Annotated in this window: 19 protein-coding genes; 10 read left to right on the top strand and 9 right to left on the bottom strand. The window is 58.5% G+C overall.

The annotated features are described in order from the left end of the window. Positions 1-38: 38 nt before the first annotated feature. From ABIB60_RS12800 to ABIB60_RS12790, 3 genes are all read right to left on the bottom strand, one after another. Positions 39-923, bottom strand: a complete 885-nt coding sequence (locus ABIB60_RS12800; RefSeq protein ID WP_354580365.1) for a sugar phosphate isomerase/epimerase family protein — start codon at positions 921-923, stop codon at positions 39-41. Positions 924-1,126: 203 nt separating this feature from the next. After that, positions 1,127-3,964: a hybrid sensor histidine kinase/response regulator transcription factor gene (locus ABIB60_RS12795; protein WP_354580364.1), complete on the bottom strand. Its 2,838-nt coding sequence runs from the start codon at positions 3,962-3,964 to the stop codon at positions 1,127-1,129. 207 nt (positions 3,965-4,171) lie between these two features. After that, on the bottom strand, positions 4,172-4,747 hold the full coding sequence (locus ABIB60_RS12790) for a DUF6799 domain-containing protein (protein WP_354580362.1): 576 nt from the start codon (positions 4,745-4,747) through the stop codon (positions 4,172-4,174). A gap of 202 nt (positions 4,748-4,949) precedes the next feature. Between ABIB60_RS12790 and ABIB60_RS12785 the strand changes: the two genes are divergently transcribed. After that, positions 4,950-5,399, top strand: a complete 450-nt coding sequence (locus ABIB60_RS12785) for a MarR family winged helix-turn-helix transcriptional regulator (protein ID WP_354580360.1) — start codon at positions 4,950-4,952, stop codon at positions 5,397-5,399. Between the two features lie 54 nt (positions 5,400-5,453). Next, positions 5,454-6,092: a YceI family protein gene (locus ABIB60_RS12780; protein WP_354580358.1), complete on the top strand. Its 639-nt coding sequence runs from the start codon at positions 5,454-5,456 to the stop codon at positions 6,090-6,092. 81 nt (positions 6,093-6,173) lie between these two features. Here ABIB60_RS12780 and ABIB60_RS12775 read toward each other — a convergent pair whose 3' ends face one another. Next, positions 6,174-6,884 carry a hypothetical protein gene (locus tag ABIB60_RS12775; protein WP_354580356.1) on the bottom strand — a complete coding sequence of 237 codons (711 nt, stop codon included), beginning with the start codon at positions 6,882-6,884 and terminating at the stop codon, positions 6,174-6,176. Between the two features lie 168 nt (positions 6,885-7,052). Then, entirely contained in the window at positions 7,053-7,610 is a 558-nt protein-coding gene (locus tag ABIB60_RS12770) for a hypothetical protein (RefSeq protein ID WP_354580355.1), read from the bottom strand. 263 nt (positions 7,611-7,873) lie between these two features. On the opposite strand from ABIB60_RS12770, the gene ABIB60_RS12765 reads away from it, so the two are divergent. Then, complete coding sequence (locus tag ABIB60_RS12765) at positions 7,874-8,155, top strand: ATP-dependent Clp protease adaptor ClpS (protein ID WP_125427395.1); 282 nt, start codon at positions 7,874-7,876, stop codon at positions 8,153-8,155. Between the two features lie 137 nt (positions 8,156-8,292). Further along, positions 8,293-8,907, top strand: a complete 615-nt coding sequence (gene recR, locus ABIB60_RS12760; RefSeq protein ID WP_354580353.1) for a recombination mediator RecR — start codon at positions 8,293-8,295, stop codon at positions 8,905-8,907. 106 nt (positions 8,908-9,013) lie between these two features. Here the strand turns inward: recR and ABIB60_RS12755 are convergent, their stop codons facing one another. Next, positions 9,014-10,150 carry a glycosyltransferase family 61 protein gene (locus ABIB60_RS12755; protein WP_354580351.1) on the bottom strand — a complete coding sequence of 379 codons (1,137 nt, stop codon included), beginning with the start codon at positions 10,148-10,150 and terminating at the stop codon, positions 9,014-9,016. A gap of 297 nt (positions 10,151-10,447) precedes the next feature. Here ABIB60_RS12755 and ABIB60_RS12750 point away from each other — a divergent pair, with 297 nt between their 5' ends. The 3 genes from ABIB60_RS12750 to ABIB60_RS12740 all read left to right on the top strand — a co-directional run bounded on the left by ABIB60_RS12750 (position 10,448) and on the right by ABIB60_RS12740 (position 15,141). Beyond that, positions 10,448-12,445 carry a glycosyltransferase gene (locus ABIB60_RS12750; protein ID WP_354580349.1) on the top strand — a complete coding sequence of 666 codons (1,998 nt, stop codon included), beginning with the start codon at positions 10,448-10,450 and terminating at the stop codon, positions 12,443-12,445. 262 nt (positions 12,446-12,707) lie between these two features. Continuing rightward, the gene (locus ABIB60_RS12745) at positions 12,708-13,931 is read left to right on the top strand and encodes a pyridoxal phosphate-dependent aminotransferase (protein ID WP_354580348.1); all 1,224 of its coding nucleotides are present in this window, start codon (positions 12,708-12,710) and stop codon (positions 13,929-13,931) included. 190 nt (positions 13,932-14,121) lie between these two features. Continuing rightward, positions 14,122-15,141 carry a bifunctional heptose 7-phosphate kinase/heptose 1-phosphate adenyltransferase gene (locus ABIB60_RS12740; RefSeq protein ID WP_354580346.1) on the top strand — a complete coding sequence of 340 codons (1,020 nt, stop codon included), beginning with the start codon at positions 14,122-14,124 and terminating at the stop codon, positions 15,139-15,141. Positions 15,142-15,345: 204 nt separating this feature from the next. Here the strand turns inward: ABIB60_RS12740 and hemE are convergent, their stop codons facing one another. The 3 genes from hemE to ABIB60_RS12725 form a co-directional block, all read right to left on the bottom strand. Next, a complete protein-coding gene (gene hemE / locus ABIB60_RS12735) occupies positions 15,346-16,383 on the bottom strand; it encodes a uroporphyrinogen decarboxylase (protein WP_354580345.1) in 1,038 nt (345 codons plus the stop codon). A 67-nt stretch (positions 16,384-16,450) separates the two neighbouring features. Next, positions 16,451-17,008: a hypothetical protein gene (locus ABIB60_RS12730; RefSeq protein WP_354580343.1), complete on the bottom strand. Its 558-nt coding sequence runs from the start codon at positions 17,006-17,008 to the stop codon at positions 16,451-16,453. Positions 17,009-17,013: 5 nt separating this feature from the next. Then, positions 17,014-17,640, bottom strand: a complete 627-nt coding sequence (locus ABIB60_RS12725; RefSeq protein WP_354580341.1) for a MarC family protein — start codon at positions 17,638-17,640, stop codon at positions 17,014-17,016. Between the two features lie 151 nt (positions 17,641-17,791). Between ABIB60_RS12725 and purE the strand changes: the two genes are divergently transcribed. The 3 genes from purE (at position 17,792) to ABIB60_RS12710 (ending at position 20,467) form a co-directional block, all read left to right on the top strand. Continuing rightward, positions 17,792-18,343, top strand: a complete 552-nt coding sequence (gene purE / locus ABIB60_RS12720; RefSeq protein WP_354580339.1) for a 5-(carboxyamino)imidazole ribonucleotide mutase — start codon at positions 17,792-17,794, stop codon at positions 18,341-18,343. 60 nt (positions 18,344-18,403) lie between these two features. After that, a complete protein-coding gene (locus tag ABIB60_RS12715) occupies positions 18,404-19,573 on the top strand; it encodes an endonuclease/exonuclease/phosphatase family protein (protein WP_354580338.1) in 1,170 nt (389 codons plus the stop codon). A gap of 216 nt (positions 19,574-19,789) precedes the next feature. After that, positions 19,790-20,467: a conflict system bpX4 domain-containing protein gene (locus ABIB60_RS12710; RefSeq protein ID WP_354580336.1), complete on the top strand. Its 678-nt coding sequence runs from the start codon at positions 19,790-19,792 to the stop codon at positions 20,465-20,467. Positions 20,468-20,561 lie beyond the last annotated feature (94 nt).

Raw genomic sequence — 20,561 nt, 5'->3', positions numbered from 1 at the left:
GAAATGGGTGGGAAGTGTGGGAAGCGAATGGCAGCCGGCTACACCAGGTTGCGCTTGATGTGGGTAATGCTTTGTTGAATGCTGTCGAAGGGGGAGCCGGGCGTTTGGTCCTGCTCCACGAAGAAGTATCTCATGCCCGCCACCTTGGCCTGGGCAAAAATGCGCTTGAAGTCGATGCTGCCGTTGCCTACTTCCGTGAAGCTGTGCTGGGGCGTTTTGTCCATGTCTTTCACGTGCCAGAGCGGGAAGCGGCCGGGGTTCTTCTTGAACAGCTCCACCGGGTCGTGGCCGGCTTTGGTAGCCCAGTACAGGTCCAGCTCCATTTGCACCAGATTCTTGTCGGTTTCCTTGAGCAGAATATCGTAGGGTAGTTTACCGTTCTGGGCGGCAAACTCAAAGTCGTGGTTGTGGTAAGCCATCTGAATGCCGGCCTTTTTGCACCGCTCCCCTGCCTTATTCAGGCGCTCGGCCAGCAGTTTATAGTGGTCCAGGTCACCACGCTCCGAGTCCAGTAAGTAAGCACATACCATATACTTAATGCCTACCTGGGCGGCATCGTCCACAGCCTTATCCCAGCCATGCAGAATGGTGCCCTGAGTGGCTTGGCCATTGTTCTCCTGCTCCCCCAGCAGGTAGTGGCTGCTGGGCATAATGAGGCCATTCTGCTTCAGCACCTTGGCAAAAGCGGCCGGCTCCATGCCGTAGAATTTCTGGTTGCCGGTATAGGTAGCGCCTTCTACCGAGTTGTAGCCCAGCTTGGCTATCCGGGCCAGCGCGGCGGCGGGGTCCTGTTGCATGGCGTCGCGCACGGTGTACAGCTGTAAACCAATGGTGGAGGGCGACTTTGCCAGCAGGGACGGGGCCGCCAACACGCCTGCCGAAAGCAGGGCAGCGGATTTTACAAAAGCACGACGGGATGTCATAGGAGCAGTTGAGGATGGGAAATCGGATGGGGTGATACTGTAAAGATTCAGTGTCCAGCTTCCCGGCTTATGCTCAAATCGTGCAATGTGCGTTCAACTTGAAATAAATATGTAAGTGATTAATATAAAGAAGATTAGAGGTATGTTGATCTTCGTTTTGTCAGATTTTTACTCAGGATACGAACCGTAGGTGCACAATTATTTCAACTCACTCCAGCCTGATGGCGGGCCCGAAACTCGGACGGAGCCATTCCGTAGCGCGCTTTGAAGCTGTTGGAGAAGTAGGAGTGGGAGGCGTACCCCACTTCATAGGCCACGGCTGTTACGCTGAGTTTTTCTGCCCGTAGCAACTCGCAGGCTTTTTTCAGGCGTACACTCTGGATGAAGTCGGTGATGCTGGTGCCGAGCACGGCTTTCACTTTCCGGTAGAGCTGCATGCGCGAGAAACCCAGGGCGTGCGCCAGCTCCTCCACCGTGAGGTCGGTGCGGGTTAGGTCGGCTTCCACTTGCGCGGTAAGGGCCGTAATGAACGCCTGATCGGGGTTGGGCGCTTCGGTGGGTTCCGGGAGCGTCAGCAGCTGCCGGCTGAGGTGCTCCCGCTGCCGGGAGCGGTTGGCCAGCAGGGTGCGCACACTCTCCAGCAAAAAGGCCGGGTTGAATGGTTTGGTCAAGTACACATCAGCTCCGGCCTGCACGCCTTCCACCTGCTGCTCGGGGGCGTTGCGGGCCGTGAGCAATATCACTGGTACGTGAGACGTACGCCAGTCGGCGCGGAGGCGGGCTACTACCTCCAGCCCGCTCAGGCCGGGCATCATTACGTCGCACACTATCAGGTCCGGAATTAGCTCCAAAGCCAGCTGCAACCCCGCCTTGCCATCGGCCGCCGACTGCACCCGGAAGTGAGGGCGCAGCTTGCGGGCCACAAACTCGTTCACGTCGGCATTGTCCTCAATCACCAGTACCAGCGCCTCTGCTTCGGCGGCCGGCGCATCTGCCTCAGTGGTGGGCAGGGCCAGCGGCTCATCTACGGAGAAGTTGAGGGGTTCGGCCGCGTCTGGGCTGTGCAATTCCGCCGGTAGTTCCTGGGGTAGGGTAACGGTGAAGGTGCTGCCCTGGCCCAACTGGCTGCTAAAGGTGAGCTGGCCCTGGTGCAGCCGAACTAGGCCTTGCGCTAGGGCCAGCCCCATACCCGAGCCTTTGCCCGTAGCCGGCTGCTCGCCCTGGTAAAACCACTCGAAAATATGCGGACTATCCTGGGGGCGGATGCCGCGGCCCGTGTCGGTAACTTGTACCTGCAGGCTGCGGCCTTCCTCTGCAAACTGCACGCTTACCGTAATCTGTCCGCCGGCGGGGGTGTATTTCAGAGCATTGGAAAGCAAGTTCAGAAACACTTTGTCCAGCACGTTACGGTCGAGCCATGCCGGCAGTACGGGTTCCATAGGCTGAAATGCCAGCGCTACCCGCTGCACCCGGGCCGCCGGTTCAAAAGCTTCCACCAGCTCCCGCACAAACGCCACTAAATCGTCGGGCCGGGCTTGCACAGCCATTTTGCCCACCTCAATCTTTCGGAAATCGAGCAGCTGATTCACCAGCTGCAGCAGGCGCTGGGTACTGCGCCGGATCAGGCCCAGGTCGTGGCGCTGGGTGGGGAGCAGGGCAGTGCTGTTGCGGCCGGTCAGCATTTCCTCCACCGGGCCCATAATCAGCGTAAGCGGGGTGCGTAGCTCGTGGGAGAAGTTAGTGAAGAACCGCAGCTTGGCTTCCGTTTCCACGCGGGCCTGCTCGGCCAGAGCCGCCAGCTGGTTGCGTTGGGCCCGTATTTCCTCGTTCTGGGTGCTAAGCTGGCGGTTAATAGCGTCGTTGGCCTCATTCTGCCGCACCAATTCCTGATTGATGGCATCGTTGGCGGCATTCTGTCGGGCCAGCTCCTGGTTGGTGCGGCGGTTGTTGCGGGCTGCCCGCCAGGCGCTGGCCCCCAGGCCAAGGGCCGCCGCCAGCGTAACCAGCAGGCCATAGAGCACAGTGCGCTGACTGGCAAAAGTGGCCTGCAGGGTGCGCAGCAGGTGCTGTTGCTGCTCAATACCCGCCTGCTGGCTGGCTAGCTTAGCGGCCTGCTGCTGCAAGGTGAGCACGTTGGTTGAGTCAATAACAATCGTGCCCAGGATGTTTTCCCGCTCGTACGCCTGGTGCTGCAGAATTTTTAGCGCCACCCGTATAGCTTCCTCCCCACCGGGCGAGTAGAATAACGAAGCGGTACTGCGGCCCTGCTGCACCATTTCCAGCCCGTTGCCTTTGCCTGCCAGACCATCTATGCCAATGATGCGCACATCGTCCCGGCCCAGCCGCTGGCAAACCTCATGGGCGCCCTGGGCCATCAGGTCACTGTGCGCGAAGATGAGTTGGGTTTCGGGGTACTGCTGCAGGAGTTTGGTTAGAGCCGGCTGCGGCAAGGTAGCACTCCAGTTGCCTACAATGGTGCCAACTACGCGCATATGAGGATACGCTTGCAGGGCTTGCGTAAACCCCTGGTGCCGCTCCCGAGCAACGGACGAGGGAGTGCCCGTTATTTCAATTACGTCTCCCTGCTGCCGGAGCAGCTGCGCGGCGTAGCGGGCGGCCGTGGCCCCAGCACCATTGTTATCACCACCCACGTAGGCAGCGTAGTGGGACGAGTTGGTACGATGATCCAGCAGAATGACCGGTACCCCGCGGCGGTACGCCTCCTCGACGGAAGCCGACAGCGCCTGCGGCTCATTGGGTGCTACTATAAGTACGTCGGCGCCGGCATCCAGCAAGTCGTGGATTTGCTGCTGCTGCTGCCGGCTGTTGCTCTGCGCATCCCGCACCATAAACTGGATTTCGGGGTGAAATGCCAGTTCCCGCTGCATACCTGCCAGCATGGCCTGCCGCCAGTCGCCGGAACTCACGCTCTGCGAAAAACCAATGCGGTAGGTGGGCGACGGAGTAGGGGAGCAGCCTGCTAGCCAGCTCAGCAACCCCAGCAAAAGCCCTAAACGACACAAATAGGCGAAGCGGAGCACGCGGGCAGTACAAGTTAGAGGATCGGTGTGCACCCCATCCGGGGGCTGCCCCAAGGTACTGAAATGCTGAGTTGGTTGAGGCTCGGGCCAGAAATACAGACTTGGCAATAGCTTGCTTGGTATAGTTGGCCGGTACCCACTACATAAAAACTCCTCGCCCGGAGCAAGTGCAGCGGACGAGGAGCAGATGAACGGAAGCAGAGAGGGTTATTTCAGCTTCGCATCAATGGCCTGAATCTTCTGGTCGAGGGCGGCGGTATCGGTGGGGCGCTGGGCATTGGTACTCAGCAGGCTGATTTTCTGGTTGAGCAGCTGAATCTTCTCAGCCATCAAGCTAATCTTGGTGTTCATCTCCGTCAGGCGGGTTTCCATGGCGGCGGGAGTGGCTGGGGCCGGGCGCGGGTCGGTGTAGGTGTTGAACTGCGCAGTAGCCGGCACCGTGTTGTCGCCGCGCGACTGCGCGGCGCTGCCCGCCGTGGCAAATACAATTTCACCCGTGGGGCGCACGTAGTCGCCCTCTTTTAGCGTGGTGATTTTGCCACCTGGCAGCTCTACAATGCCGCTTTTGGTGTTGATTTTGGTGCCGTTTGAGAGCAGTACGTTGCGGTTAAGGGGCTGAGGCTGGCGGCCGCGCATGTGCACTACCTCGCCATTCTGCATCACAAACCGGTCGGAGGGAGTGGTTTCTACGGCTCCCGCCACGGTGCGCGAGCTGCTTTGGGCGGTAGCAGCTCCCGCGCCGCATAGCAGCAGGGCCAGAAGGGGCAACAGTATTTTTTTCATGGTAGTGCGGTGTAGGGTGGAGACTGAGCCTACGTACGCACCACGTCGCGGTGGCGTTTGCAGTTGGGCACACTAATTGCCCTAAGCGCTGCCAGATTCTGCGGCCGTCTTCTAATTTCGCAAAAAAGAAAGAGAATTATGTTTGCACATTAAATGTATGTACATATATTTGCAACGCGTTCTGTAACCTTTGCCGCCCTACATGAAAATCGAGGAGGAAATCAAGCAGCCTACATTCAAGGATAATTACCAGAAAGCGCTGATTAATCTGGTGTTTACCGCCGGGTGGTTGCAGCAGCAGCAGAGCAGCTTGTTCAAGAGCCACTCCTTAACGCTGCCGCAATTTAACATTCTGCGCATTCTGCGGGGGCAGCACCCTAAGCCGGCCACCGTGAACCTGCTCATTGACCGAATGCTGGACAAAACCAGCAACGCTTCCCGCATCGTGGACAAGCTGGAAGTCAAGCAACTGGTTACCCGCACCGTGTGCCCCAGCAACCGCCGTGCCGTGGATATTTGTATTACGGAGGCAGGGCTGGCCCTGCTAAACCAACTGGACCCCGTGTTGGAACATCAGCGCAATGGCCTGCAAAACCTGACCGACGAGGAAGCCGCTCAGCTTAGCGACTTGCTCGATAAAATCCGCAACTGACGGTTTCAGTTATTCAATTTCGCTTTTCGTTTCCCTTTTTTCTTTTTTTCTGTCATGAAAAAACTGTTTATGCCAGCCCTGCTGGTTGCTGCCCTGTTTGCTGTTTCACCTGCCTCGGCCCAGAAAAAAGTTACGCCTGGCTCCGAGAAAGCCGCTTCGCAGTCGTACGCGCTGCAGCCGCAGCTGAGTACCCTGGGCTGGGTTGGTAAAAAAGTAACTGGCCAGCACAACGGTAACGTACAGTTCAAAGATGGCACGGTACTGGTGCGCGGCAGCCAGATTGTGGGCGGCACGTTTGTGGTAGATATGAACTCCCTGAAGGTGGAGGATATCAAGGAGCAGGAGTACAATGGTAAGCTGGTGGGTCACCTGCGCTCCGAGGACTTCTTCAGCATCGATAAAAATCCGACCTCCACGTTCAAAATCACCAGCGTAACCCCGCTGAAAGGTGACGCCAACGGCAACAACGCCACTGTGGCCGGCGACCTGACCATCAAAGGCATCACCCAGAAAATTACCTTCCCCGCCAAAGTAGGCGTGAAAGGTGGTGTAGCTTCGGCCAGCGGCACGGCTACCATCGACCGGACCAAGTTCGACATCAAATACGGCTCGAAGTCGTTCTTCGAAAGCATCGGCGACAAAGCCATCATGGACGAATTCACCATGAGCTTCAACGTAATTGCCAAGAAGTAATTTCGGATAGCATTATCCGTAAAAAAAGCCCTGTTGCGTAGTGCAGCAGGGCTTTTTTATGTATTCAGAAGCAGTGAGAGGCTACTGCCCGCCGTTGGATGGTGCGGGGGTAGCAGCCGGAGCCGTTGCCGGTACGGTAACCGGAACCGAAGCGGCACTGGTGCGAAGCACGAGCTTGAGCGGGGCCACATTCATTTCCCGGATAGGCACAATGCCGTACACCGTTTCGCCGGGCCGGATTACTTTGTTGGTGAGGTCAAAGCGGGCAAACTCGTTGCGCATGTTCTTGTTGGCCATGCTGGCGCCCAGCATGTTGCCGCCGGCAATGAACGGGCCGGTAGGAATGAACGTGGTGTTGTCCTGCACAACGGTGCCATTCACGGAAGAAGTACTGCCAACGTTGAAATTCAGCAGTACATACAGTAGGTAAATAGCTACGCCCTGCTTCAGGTCGCTGGCGGCCTGCACGCTGGGTACGGGTATGATGGGCCGGTCACCGAACGTCAACTCCAGGTCGCGGGAGAAGTTCAGGTCGGTGCTGGTGTTATTCTTCACCTTCACGGCTACTACCTGGTAGCCTTGTTTGCGCTCCTTTTTAACGTACTTTTTGTTGGCTCCATTGGCGAGCAGCGCGCTGTACCGGTATTCGAACTCAACCGGAGCGCCCGCCTGCGTGGCCGCCTGGTAGTTGCCGAGGCGGTCGGGCCGAATGGCATGGTAGCTACCAGCGCAGCTGGAGATGGTGGCCGCTACGGCTGCAGCGGCGGCTAAACGAGTAAACTGTTTCCGCATAGGAATAGAATTAGGGGAATACTTGCCAGAATACCAATTTGGTATCCTGGATAAAGCTAGACAGGAAGAAATAGTATTGCGAAATAAAGATGGATAATTAATGAATTATCCTGTTAAAGTGCCGGCTTCATGCAAAACCTTTTTGCAGCTTCGTCGTTATGTGCGCACCTAATCCGGTAACACCAATTCCCGAGGTAGTTCAAATTTAAGGCTGCGGCTTTTGCTGCGGGTGTGCAGTTGTTGCAGGAAGTCATCCAGCTCCGCTTTGTACTCCAGCCACAGGTCTTCGTGCAGATTATTGAGGATGAGTTGGGCCGTGCGGGCTGCCAGGCGGGCCGTGCTGGTATAGAAGCCCGCGTACACACTTTCAAACTGGCCGGTATAGTTTTCGAAAATGTGGCGCAGCGTGTACAGGTTCAGGTCGATTTCTAGGCGCTTATCTTTGGTGATGCGGCGGGCCCGGGCTACCTCCTTCGTGGCCTTGCCTAAGGCTTTGGTAAGGCTACGGTTGAGCAGGCGGCCGGTAGCTCCCACAGCAAACAACTCATGAATCTGGTCGGAGGCCTGCTCGAACACGGTTTCTGTCGTTACATCGGGCAGGAGTTCAAAGCACAGCGTATCATACAACTCCGCGTCGCGGCGGGCGGCCCGCAGGAGCAGGGCTTCTTTTTCCTTATCGGTGAGTCGCTTGAGGGCGCGTTTGAACTCGGCGGATGGAACGGGCATGGAAGGCAGGCGGAAAACGGATGCAGGCTAAAAGTACGCTATATACGTAGCGCCACAAGATGGAGTACGACGGGCCGTACCAGGTTGTACTAACCTCACCTGCGGAATCCGGGCCGGCCGCAGTGCGCCGGAATGCCCCCGCAAACAATATTCTGCACAGCTAAGGAAGGTATCCTCAACAGGGCATGCTGTCAGGTAGTTATCGCACGCCGATGCTGGGCGGGCCTTTCGCCTTTTTGCCGGTTTTTGCGTAATTTTGCCCTATGAACAGTAACCCGCAAATCGAGTACGACGAGGACGTACTGCTCCTGGAAGAAACCATTGATGTGCGCGACCTGGTGGTGTACAACGATGACATCAACACGTTTGAGCACGTTATCCGGACGCTGATGGATGTGTGCGGCCACCAACCCGAGCAGGCCGAGCAGTGCACTCTGCTGATTCACTACAAAGGGCAGTGCACGGTAAAGCACGGCGGCTACGACGAGTTGGCCAGCATGTGCACCGCCATTCATGACCGGGGTATTTCGGCCGATGTAGTATAAGGGAGTATCCTCTCAAAAAAATCTGTCATCCGGCGCTTGCCAAGGATTTATCGGGGCCCGTCTGGTGTTACCATTCGTACTCCCCGCTATACCGGGCAAGCCCCGGATGACAGTTCTTTTACCTCTTCCCGACCTGAATGGAATTTCCTTCCAAACTGATTGAAAACGCCGTTGGCGAGTTATCGAAGCTGCCGGGCGTAGGCAAGAAAACTGCCCTGCGTTTGGCGCTGCATCTGCTAAAAGCTGAGGCCGACAGCACGGCTTCCCTGGCGGAGGCACTGGCCAAAATGCGCTTTGAAATTCGCTACTGCGACACGTGCCACAATATTTCCGATACGCCGGAGTGCGCCATCTGCGCTAACCACCTGCGCGACCAAAGCACCGTGTGCGTAGTGTCGGACATTCGCGACGTAATTGCCATTGAAAACACGGCCCAGTACCAGGGCATGTACCATGTGCTGGGCGGCGTAATCTCGCCCATTGAAGGCATTGGCCCTTCCGACCTGACCATTGACTCGCTGGTGCAGCGCCTCAGTCGGGAAGGTTCTGAAATCAAAGAAGTTATTCTGGCTATCAGCCCCACCATGGAAGGCGACACCACCGCCTTCTACCTCTCGCGCAAGCTCCGCGACCTGCCGGAAATCAACGTCAGTAGCATTGCCCGCGGCATTCCCATGGGCGGGGAGTTGGAGTACGCTGACGAAATTACCCTGGGCCGCAGTATTGTGGAACGCCAGCGGCAGGCGCGGTAAGCTGTCTGCTATATGTCCTTTAAAAAAGCCCGCCGCATTAATCTCGGCGGGCTTTTTTTGTCTTGCTATTCAAAGGTTAGGGGAAGAGACATGCCAATGAAGGAGGTTAGCTGAGCAGTAGGTTGAGTTGGTGTTCCAGATCCGCCAGGGGCACCATAATATCGTGGCTTACATTGGTCCAGTGGTTGTTGGTTGGCCCCACCCGGTAATCAACCAAAAACTGGTAGTGCAGATGAAGCGCGGTGCACAGGTAATAAAAATAGTTGGGCCGGTAGCCGTCGTAGCAAAACTCTAGCACCTTTGTGCCCGGTTCGCACCATAGTAGGTTGGTGAGCCCGGCCCCGTGAGGCGTTACAATAACGGCGGCCTCCTGAAACAACTCAATTTGGGCGCTAACGCTACGGGGCTCATCCTCGATGATTTCAAAGCCATGAGCCTGCAATAACGCCCGGACTGGTTCTTCATTCAGTACCCGGCGGCGGCCCCCACGCGAAATGTACAACCGGCGCCAGGGCGGCCCCGCTGTCTTTGGCCGTCGAAACCGTGCCCGCAGCAAAGCTAAATCCCCTAAGCTAGATGACCAGGAAGGCTGGCTGTTGGCCACCAGAGCACAGTCGGTGCGCAATTCCGTGCCCCATAGCGCGGCTGTATCGATGATGTTGGCGGCCGGAATACCGAGAAGTGCCAAAAAATCCTTCTCAAATTGAGTATGCAGTAAGGGGTAGCATACTTTGGCCTGCTGCCAGATGCCCGGCCCCAGTGCCCGCTCAATACGGCATAATTTAGCTACCACAAACGTGGTGTAATCGTAGAAGCCACCCCACAAATGCGGCCACGGTGCCACCACCAGTGGGTAATGCACATGCCGGCGCTTGAAAGGTGAATCGAGCAAGCCGGCTGTGGCGGTAAAGTCGAGGTCGAGCAGGGTCCGGCCATTGATCAGTAAGCCACCCGTGCGGCACACCACTAATGACCGAATATCGTGTTGGCCAGTACACACCTGCCACACGTAATCGGGGGCAAAGGAACGCACTTCGGGCGTGTGCTGGGCGCTGCCTCCATTAGCTGCCCTGATTCCGCTCAACTGCACCGAGGGGTGTTGCTCCTCATATAGGGCTTGCCCTTGTAGCAGGGCGAAGCTAGCGGACTGGCTTAGCGGGGCCCGCCAGATTTGCTTGGATACCGTTAGAGCAGCATTCTTGAGCAGTACTTTGGTATCACTGGCAATTCTTTTTAACGTCATGGCAAAGGAAATAGGCAACGGCTGACGGCAGCTGGCAGAGCTTTCATTATTGAGTTAAATATATAATCATTTTGCTATTATTTTGAATAAAATTAATTATTAGATTGTGTTTGTCCGAGTTGAATCGTACCGGCCGTGTATGGTGCTGGTACCGAATGGGGTAATGTTCAGCCCGACGTAGAGCTACTAGTGGGCTTGGGACCACGAATAATTGCCTTGCCCTTGCGACGGGGAGAGTAGTGAGGGAGGTTATTCGTTACTACCTTTCACCGCCCATTGCTCCTGCATTATCCATCTGTGACGCCTGCCTGCAAGCTTTCCGTCGTAATCGTCAACTACAACGTCTGCTACTTTCTGGAGCAGGCGCTGCTGTCGGTGCGGCGGGCGGTGGAGAAGCTGGGTGAGCCGGTAGAGGTGTTCGTGGTGGATAACAACTCCGTCGATGGTTCGGTGGCTATGGTTAAGGCCCGTTTCCCCGAGGTCATTCTTATCGAAAACCACGACAACCCTGGCTTCAGCAAGGCCAACAACCAGGCCCTGCGCCAAGCCAGCGGCCAGTACCAGCTCCTGCTCAACCCCGATACGGTAGTGGAGGAAGACACCTTCCGGCGGTGCTGCGAGTTCATGGACGCGCACCCGCAGGCCGGGGGGCTGGGCGTCAAGATGCTGGACGGGCAGGGCCGGTTTCTGCCGGAAAGCAAGCGGGGCCTGCCCACGCCCTGGGTGGCATTTTACAAGATTTTTGGGCTGGCCCGGCTGTTCCCGAGGTCCAGGCGGTTTGGACGCTACCACCTGGGCTACCTCAGTCCCGAGCATACCCACGAAATTGAAGTGCTCAGCGGCGCTTTTATGTTGATGCGCAAAACGGCCCTGGATGCCGTGGGCCCGCTGGATGAGGACTACTTCATGTACGGTGAGGACATTGACCTTTCGTACCGGCTCACCCAGGGCGGCTGGAAAAACTACTACCTGCCCACCACCCGCATCATCCACTACAAGGGTGAAAGCACCAAGCGCACGAGCGTGAACTACGTGTTCGTGTTTTACCGGGCCATGGTCATTTTTGCCCGTAAGCATTTTGCCCCCGAGCGCGCGGGCACGTTCAGCTTCCTGATTAACCTGGCCATCTGGCTGCGGGCCGGCGCGGCCGTGGCTCAGCGGCTGGTTACCCAGGCGGCCCCCATTCTGCTGGATGCCGCGCTGCTGTACGCGGGCATGTATTTCCTGAAAGAGTACTGGGAAGACAACCACAAATACGTGCCCACGGCCTACCCGCCGCAGTTTATGCTGCTGGCGGTGCCCGTGTATATTGCCGTATGGCTGCTGGCCGCGTTTTTCAGCGGCGCCTACGACCAGCCCACCCGGGCCAGCCGCATCGTGCGGGGCGTGTTTCTGGGCACTGTCTTGATTTCGGCTTTCAGCAACTTTCTGGATGCTTGGCGCTTCTCCAAAGCCCTGATTGTGCTGGGGGGCGTGTGGGCCACGGCGGCCCTGATACTGCGGCGCATGGCCAGCAACTTCCTGCGCTACCGCACTTTCAGCCTTGCCCGCCAGCAGCAGAAAAACGTGGGTATCGTGGGCTCCTGGGAGGAAAGCCGACGAGTGCGCCAGCTCCTGGAGCAGGCCGCCGTGCCGGCCCGCGTCATCGGCTACGTGGAGCCCCAGGCCGCTCCGCGCTCTGCACCTGCTGCCCCCGACGACCTGCTGGGCGAAGTACGGCAGCTGGAGGACATCATCCGGATTTATGGGCTGAATGAGCTGGTGTTTTGTGGCCGTGACCTGCCCGCCAGCCAGATTATCGGGCTGATGGTGGGCCTGCCCCAGCACCCGCCGGTAGCCTACAAAATCCTACCCCAGGACAGTGAATACATCATCGGCAGTTCCGGCAAAGATTCGCCCGGCGACTATTACGCTCTCGACATTACCCTGAACCTGTACCGGCCCCAGCAGGCGCGCAACAAGCGGGTGCTGGACTTTGCGCTGGGCGCGGGGTTGCTGATGTTGGCTCCGGTATTGGTGTGGCGGCAGGAGCAGAAAGCCGGTTTTCTGCGCAACTGCCTGCGCGTAGTAGCCGGCCGCAGTACCTGGGTAGGACTGCGCTACGCTACCAGCCCCCGCCGGCAGGCCCGCGCCGTGCTTTCCCCCGCCGATGCGGTGCAGGCCGCAGAACCACTTACAGAAGCCACCCGCCAGCGCCTGGAGCTGCTCTACGCCAAGGACTACGAGCCCTCCACCGACGTACGGGTGCTGTGGCAATGCTTCCGCAAGCTGGGGCGAGAGGAAATAGTAGGGTAGGAGTTGGAGTAGTACTGTCATCCTGAGCTTGCGAAGGACCTTATCACGTTTAGGACTACCAGCTCATGCGTGATAAGGTCCTTCGCAAGCTCAGGATGACAGTGCCATTTCAACTCATACCCTCGCACCCCCTTACCCTCACACCCCCTTACCCTCACACCCCCAAAACCCCCTACCCCCAGACCCTTACACCCCGACAAAACCTCCGTACCTTCCGCTTACCTTTACGGCCCACCCATTTCTCCCTTTATTCCCCAAGTTCATGTCGGCTGACGCTACTACTTTCGCGCCCCTCGTTCTATCTGACCGCATCAACGCCATGCAGGAGTCGCAGACCATTGCCATGGCCAAGAAGGCCCGGGCGCTGGCCGCCGAGGGCGTGGACGTAATCAGCCTGAGCTTTGGGGAGCCGGATTTTCAGACGCCGCAGTACATCAAGGATGCCGCCAAGCAGGCCCTGGATGAAGGCTACATTTTTTACACGCCCGTGCCCGGCTACCCCGAGCTGCGCCAGGCCATTTGCGACAAGCTGCAGCGCGACAACCAGCTCAGCTACAAGCCCGAAAACATTGTGGTGAGCACGGGGGCCAAGCAGGCCCTGGCCAACGCTGTGCTGGCCCTCATCAACCCCGGCGACGAAGTGCTGGTGCTGGCCCCGTATTGGGTGAGCTACGAGGAGATGGTGAAGCTGGCCGAAGGCACCACCGTGCAGCTGATGGGAAGCCTGGAAAACGATTTCAAAGTAACGGCCGAGGAGCTGGAAGCGGCCATTACGCCCCGCACCAAGCTCATCATGTACTCCTCGCCCTGCAACCCCACTGGCTCGGTGTTCAGCCGCGAGGAGCTGGCGGCCTTTGCCGAGGTAGTGGCCCGCCACCCCCAGGTGTACGTGCTGGCCGATGAGATTTACGAGTACATCAACTTCACTGGGGAGCACGCCAGTCTGGCCCAGTTTGAGGCCGTGAAGGACCGGGTAATTACCGTCAACGGCTTCTCCAAGGGCTACGCCATGACGGGCTGGCGCATCGGCTACCTGGCGGCCCGCAAGGAAATTGCCGCCGCCTGCGAGAAGCTCCAGAGCCAGATTACCTCCGCTACCTGCTCCATCACCCAGCGCGCCGCTTTGGCCGCGTTGCAGGGCGGGCGCAGCTCGGCCGATGAAATGGTGGAAGCCTACCGCCGCCGCCGCGACCTGGTGCTGGAGCTGGTGAAGGACATTCCCGGTTTCCGCACGCCCACGCCCAGCGGGGCCTTCTACATCTTCCCCGATGTAAGCGGCTACTTCGGCAAAACCACGCCCACCGGCGAAACCATCAGCAGCGCCGCCGACCTGGCCCTGTACATGCTCAACGATGCCCACGTAGCGGCCGTGGATGGCGGCGCATTCGGGGCTCCCAACTGCATGCGCTTCAGTACCGCCGCCGCCGATGAAAAGCTGCGCGAAGCCTTTATTCGCATCAAAAACAGCTTGGCGAAACTGCAATAGACCCCCTAAAAGAACGTCATTCCGAGCGGAGCGAGGAATCTCGCGTGCTGATGATGCAGACTAACTCTGACGTCAGCACGCGAGATTCCTCGCTCCGCTCGGAATGACGTTTTTGTGGCATGTCCGATCAAATGGGCCTTATTTCTTCCGGTAGGTTACCTTTGCGGCCTCTTACCTTGCACACGCCGTAATGCCCGCTGCCGTTCCCGCTTCGCTGTCCGAGTTATTCGCCGCTTTCAACCGCCTCACCGTGCTCATTGTGGGTGATGTGATGATGGACGCCTACGTGTGGGGCAAAGCCGCCCGCCTCTCGCCGGAGGCCCCGGTGCCGGTAGTAAACGTGAGCCGCACCGAAAACCGCCTGGGCGGGGCAGCCAACGTAGCCCTGAACGTGCAGGCCCTGGGCGCCACGCCCCTGCTGTGCGCCGTGATAGGGGAGGACCAGGGCGGCGACCAGCTGCTGGAACTACTGCACACCACCGGGCTATCGGCCGAAGGCATGGTGCGCTCCGGCCACCGCCCCACTACCGTAAAGCAGCGCATTCTGGCCCACGGGCAGCAGCTGCTCCGCATCGATTCGGAAGTGGAAACCAACCTCAACGCCGAGGAAAACGCCCAGCTCACTGCCCGCTTCGAGCAGCTGCTCAGCCGCGCCGACGTGGTGATTTTTGAGGATTACGACAAAGGTGTACTGCAGGAAATTAGCATTCAGCACTTCATTCAGCTGGCCGGGCAGCACGGCGTACCCACCGTGGTGGACCCCAAGAAAAAGAACTTCTTGGCGTACCGGGGCTGCACCCTGTTCAAGCCTAATCTGAAAGAACTGCGCGAAGGCCTGAAGCTGGAGTTCGACGAAACGGATGCCGCCCGACCCCAATTTGAAGCTGCTGTTACTCGCCTGCGCGAAGTGCTGCAGCCTGAATCAGTGCTGGTAACTCTCTCCGAGCGGGGCGTGTTCGTGGAAAATGGCCAGCTTACCCGTACCTACATTCCCGCCCACCTGCGCACTATTTCCGATGTATCGGGTGCTGGTGACACCGTTATTAGCATTGCGGCCTTGTGCGTAGCGCTGCGCCTGTCCGCCCCAGCCACGGCCGCGCTGGCCAACCTCGGCGGCGGCCTGGTCTGCGAGCAGGTAGGCGTGGTGCCCATCGAAAAAACGCTGCTGCTAAAAGAAGCTGAGCGGGTTGGACTAGAGCTTGATGCCTAATACCTTGGCCCTTCGGCAGTAGCGCGAACTTTGTAGTTCGCGCCCCCGCGCCATTCGGACGGGCTTACCGGCGCAAAAACGCGAACTACAAAGTTCGCGCTACTGCTACGCCATTCAGAAAACGATAGAAGGACTTAGTGCCTGGCCTCTAACGAAAAAAGGCCCCGCCGTAACCACGTCGGGGCCTTTCTCATACATTCAGCTCTAAGCTCTAAGCGTAGCGCTATACTCTTTCACTGTGTTGATGAACACCTTCACGTTGTCGGGGTTGGTGTCGGGGTAGACGCCGTGGCCGAGGTTGGCAATGTGGCGCTGGGGGCCGAACCGGTCGAGCATGGCAATGGTGGCGGCGCGTACTTGCTCGGGGGAGCCGTAGAGGGCGCAGGGGTCGAGGTTGCCTTGCAGGGTTTTGTCGCTTACCAGAGGGCGCACGGCGCGCGGGTCCTGGTTCCAGTCGAGGCCGATGGTGCGGCAGGGCAGCTGAGCGAATTCCTCCACGGCCCAGAAAGCGCCTTTGGCAAACACCGTCACCGGAATATCGGCCGGCATGGCCGCGCAGATTTCGGCAATGTAGCGGGTGCTAAACTCCTGATAGTGCGCGGGCGGCAGAATTCCAGCCCAGGAGTCAAACACCTGAATGATGTTGGCCCCGGCTTCTACCTGCGCTTTGAGGTAGGCAATGGTGGTAGCGGTGATTTTACGCAGCAGGGCGTGGGCCAGCTCGGGCTCGGCATAGAGCATGCGGCGGGCCTTGCTGAAGGTTTTGGAGCCGTGGCCCTCCACCATGTAGGCCAGAATCGTCCAGGGGGCACCGGCGAAGCCGATGAGCGGCACCCGGCCGTTGAGGGCGCGCTTAGTTACCCGAATGGCTTCCAGCACGTAGCCTAGGTGTTCCTCGGGGTCGGCGATGCGCATGCGCTCCACGTCGTGGGCCGTTTTGATGGTTTCCGGGAACAGGGGGCCGCGGGCTTCCACCATTTCGTAGGTGAGGCCCATGGCCTCGGGCACCACCAGAATATCGGAGAAGATGATGGCGGCATCCACGTCCAGCGCGTCGATGGGCTGGATGGTTACTTCGGCGGCGAGGTCGGGGGTTTCCACCAACTCTTTGAAGCCGCTGAGGCGGGCGCGCAGGGCGCGGTATTCGGGCAAAATGCGGCCGGCCTGGCGCATGAGCCACACGGGGGTGCGCTCAGTGTCTTCGCCACGGGCGGCCCGGAGGATAAGGTCGTTCTTCAGCATAGGAAGCGCAAAGATACGCCTACTGCTCAGGATTGCAGAACTATCTAAGCCAGATGAAAAATAAGCTTCAACTGCTGTAGCGGTAAATAATAATTGTCTTCCTATCAGCCAAAAAGCCAATGAACTGATAGGCATGTTGCACAGAACTGCCTTTTGAATACCTCTTTGCGTAGGACTCAGTGGTGACATTCCCAGCAACTTTGATGAATGAATCACTCCTAACAGGAATGTCAGTTGCTAAGGAAGTGGCAGCGAAGGAAGAATCTTGTGCGATGCGCTGAAGAATAGCTTGATATTCTTGGGGCGATACTTCAACCAAGGCACAGGCACTGTAGTCGCCGTGCTGGTCTGGGTAACTGGCATCTTTGGTTAGAATTTCGCCGGATTTAGGGAAAGGTAGCCCAGCTATGTGCTGGAATTCCTTTTCGTAGAACTCATCCGTTGGATAAAAGGCTGTGTACACAAAGTAGCTTACTACTAATAAGCCGCAACCTAGTAGGCCTGCGAAGATTCTCGCTGCTTTGCGTTTGCCTTTCTTACGAAAGTGCCAATAAATATTCCAACAAATACCGAAGGGTATGGACAGAATAAGCAGGGCAAAAAAACCGAATAGTAGTACGCCCATTTAACCTACCTACTCAGCCCCGGAAACAGCGCCACAATGGCCGTAGCCAGGAAATTCACCCCAATAGCCAGCGTCAGAAAGCCCATGATGCGGGCCAGGGCCGCCATGCCGGGCCGGCCCAGAAACCGCGTCAGGCGCAGGGACGACATCAGGATGATGTAGGCCGCCAGGGCTACCAGCACAAAGCCCAGAACAATCAGGCCCATATCCGGGATGCTCAGCTTTTTGGTGAACAGACCGATGCATACGGCCATGGAGCCGGGGCCCGAAAGCATGGGCATGGCCAGGGGCGTGAAGCTGATATCGTCCTTGTGCATACTTTCCTCCAGGGTCGCTTCCGATACCTTGGCTCGGTTGCCGCCCGGCGTCAGCAAATCGAAGGCGGAGCGCATGAGCAGGATGCCGCCCGCAATACGCAGGTGGTGAATGTTGATGCCGAAGAAATTGAGCACGTACTGCCCCGCGAAAAACGAAACCGTGAGTACGCCCACCATGTAGAGGCAGGCTTTCAGGCCGATGTTGGCGCGCTCAGCGGGCGTGTCTTCCTCCGTAAGCGTCAGAAATACCGGCATGGCCCCGAAGGGGTTGACCACGGAAAACAAGGTGGTGAAAGTGGCAAGCAGAATTTCCATCGGCGGGGCAGTAGGCAGCGGGTAAAGGTACGAGCCTTTGAGAATCAGCAAACAGGGAAAATGCTATGTTTAAGGTCCCAACCAGGGTGGCAGCCGCGCGTAGAAGCCAGTCCAGGTTGGGGGCCGCTCCAATATTTCTCTCCTAAGTAGTATGACCACCGCCGTTCCCACGCCCAATTCTGATTCCGTACCCTCCGACACTCCCCTCGTAGGCATACTCATGGGCTCCCAGTCGGACCTGAAAATTATGACCGCCGCCGCCGAGCTACTGCGGCAATTCGGGGTGCCCTTTGAGCTCACGCTGGTATCGGCCCACCGCACGCCCCACCGCCTGGTAGAGTACGCCGAAACGGCCCGCAAGCGGGGCCTGCGCGTGCTAATTGCCGGTGGGGGCGGGGCCGCCCATTTGCCCGGCATGGTGGCCTCCTTCACTACACTGCCCGTTATTGGGGTGCCCATCAACTCGGCCACCTCCATCCACGGACTCGATTCTATCCTGTCGATGCTGCAGATGCCGGCGGGAGTACCGGTGGCCACCGTGGCGCTGGACGGGGCCGCCAACGCCGCCGTGCTGGCTACCCAAATGCTGGCCCTCAGCAACGCCCGCCTGCAGGATGCGCTGGAAAAATACCGTACTTCGCTTAAAGACAAAGTAATGCGCACCATTGAAGAGTTGCGTAAAGGCGGCCTCAACGACGATTAGCGGCCCATTTGCTCGTCCCTGCTCTGTTTTCTTCTCTCTCCCTCCGTCCTTTTCTGTCCCTTGCCCGACTTCGACTCTCTTCCTCTCTGGCTGACCCTGTTGCATGGCCTAACGGCTATATTGGCCCTGGCGGCGCTGGTGGCTACTTTGCTGCCCCTGCTACGCCAAACGGCGTGGTGGATTCGGGTGTTTGATTTTCCGCGCTTGCAGATTGTGGGTGTATTGCTGGTTGTAATTCTGGGTGGGCTGGCGCTGGGCTGGGCCGAGTTGCCCGGTTACTACGGCCTGGGGCTGCTGCTGACCCTGGCAGCCGCCGTGGTGTACCAGGGCTTCCGGATTGTGCCCTACACTCCGCTGGTGAAAAAGCAAGTGGGCGACAGCACGCTCAAGGATGGAAAGCGTCATTTGAGCCTGGCTATGATGAACGTGCTGCAGTTCAATAAGCAGGGCAAACGGGCCCTGCAGGTGCTGCAGAAAGTTGACCCCGATATTATTATGGCCGTGGAAACCGATGAGTGGTGGTATCAGCAGCTCAAGCCGCTAGAGGAAACCCACCCCTACACCTGCCACGAACCCCTGGACAACACCTATGGCCTGTTGTTTTTCTCGCGCCTGAAGCTGGAAAACTGCGAGATTAAGTACCTGCTGGATGATGATGTGCCCAGCCTGCACACCCGCGTGCAGCTAGCCGATGGCCGCACCTGGGTGCAGGTGTACGGCCTGCACCCCAAGCCCCCAGCGCCGGCCGAGTCTAAAACCAGTACCAAACGCGACGCTGAGTTGCTGCTGGTGGGTAAGGCCATCGACCAAAAAGACGAGCCTACCATTGTGTTCGGGGATATGAACGACGTGGCCTGGTCGCACACGTCGGAGCTGTTTCGGCGCATCAGCGGCCTGCTGGATCCGCGCGTGGGCCGGGGCCTGCTGCCCACCTTCCACGCCGATTATTCCCTGCTACGTTGGCCCCTTGACCACGTATTTGTGTCGCCGCACTTCAAGGTAGATGACATGGAGCGGCTGCCCTACGTGGGCTCCGACCATTTTCCCATCTACATCAAGCTTAGCTACGAGCCTCACGATAAGGAGGAGCAGGAGGAAAACTGCGAGGAAGCTGATGCCGGTGACCACGAGGAAGCCGTTGAGAAAATCCAGGAAGGATTTGAGGAAGAAGACGAAGAAGAAACCGACGAAGCAGCCAACCCCGGCGAGAAAAAGGAGCTGACTACGTAAAAACCGGCTCAATCTGCTCTAAACCCGATGCTGCCAAACCGCTTGCCCGTTACCCAGGCAAGCGGTTTGGCAGCATCGGTTTGTACGGGCCGTGGGCCGCGAGCTGGGAAGGAGCTGGCGCCGGCCAAAAAACTACGCACCGCGGGCGGAAAACCCGCCGCTTATGTCCTACTTGCGGTAGTGCCCGGCGTAAACCGCGCCCCTTATCCTGTGTTAGTGGCCCGCTTTGGGTTCGTGACGATGACGTTAGCAGAATTTATCGAGGAAATATGGACGGCGGGCACCTGCACCGTGAGCCCTGCGCCCATGCCGGTTGAGGAGGAAAACGAGTTGGCGGCCCTGGCCTGGCTGCAGCGCTGCTACGCGGAAGATATCCGGCATCAACCGGCGCCCATGCCCGCCTTTGAGGCGGCGGCCGCCCTTTGGGCCGCGCGCTTCCTTTACCGCGCTGTGCAGCTAACGGTGCTGCGCGAATTGGATGATACGGCCGTGCGCGTGTGGCTCCAGGAGTTTCCCGGCCTGGGCACCCCGGAAGCCCAGTATTCCGCCGATTTGCTGCTGCGCCACCTGCCCGATTTGCTGCGGCTCTGCCAGGGTCTGGCTCCGGCCGATGCCCTGGTACTCCATCTGCAGGCAACGCTCGTGCGCTGGCCGCTGTCGGCGGTAGGGGCGAAGCTGCCCGACCTGCCCGACCCCGCCCCCGTGCTCGGCCACCCTGGCCTGCGCCTACTGTACGCCGACCGGCTACTGGCCATCCGCGACCTGCCGCTGGCCCGCCACCCCGCCGCCCGGGAGCTGCTGCGCGAAGTGCTGGGCCAATTTGCCCCCGACCTCTGGCCCGAATTTCATGCTTTACTCAATGAGCCAGTAGAATCAGTAACACGAACTTTGTAGTTCGCGCCCCCGAATGGCTCTCGACAAACAGGCTTCAACATAATTACCTACCCAGACGGCGCGGGGGCGCGAACTACAAAGTTTGCGTTACTGA

It is taken from the genome of Hymenobacter sp. UYP22, assembly GCF_040547285.1.
Taxonomy (GTDB): Bacteria; Bacteroidota; Bacteroidia; order Cytophagales; family Hymenobacteraceae; genus Hymenobacter.
The sequence above is the reverse complement of the archived record's forward strand: the minus strand, read 5'-3'. Positions and strand labels throughout refer to the sequence as shown.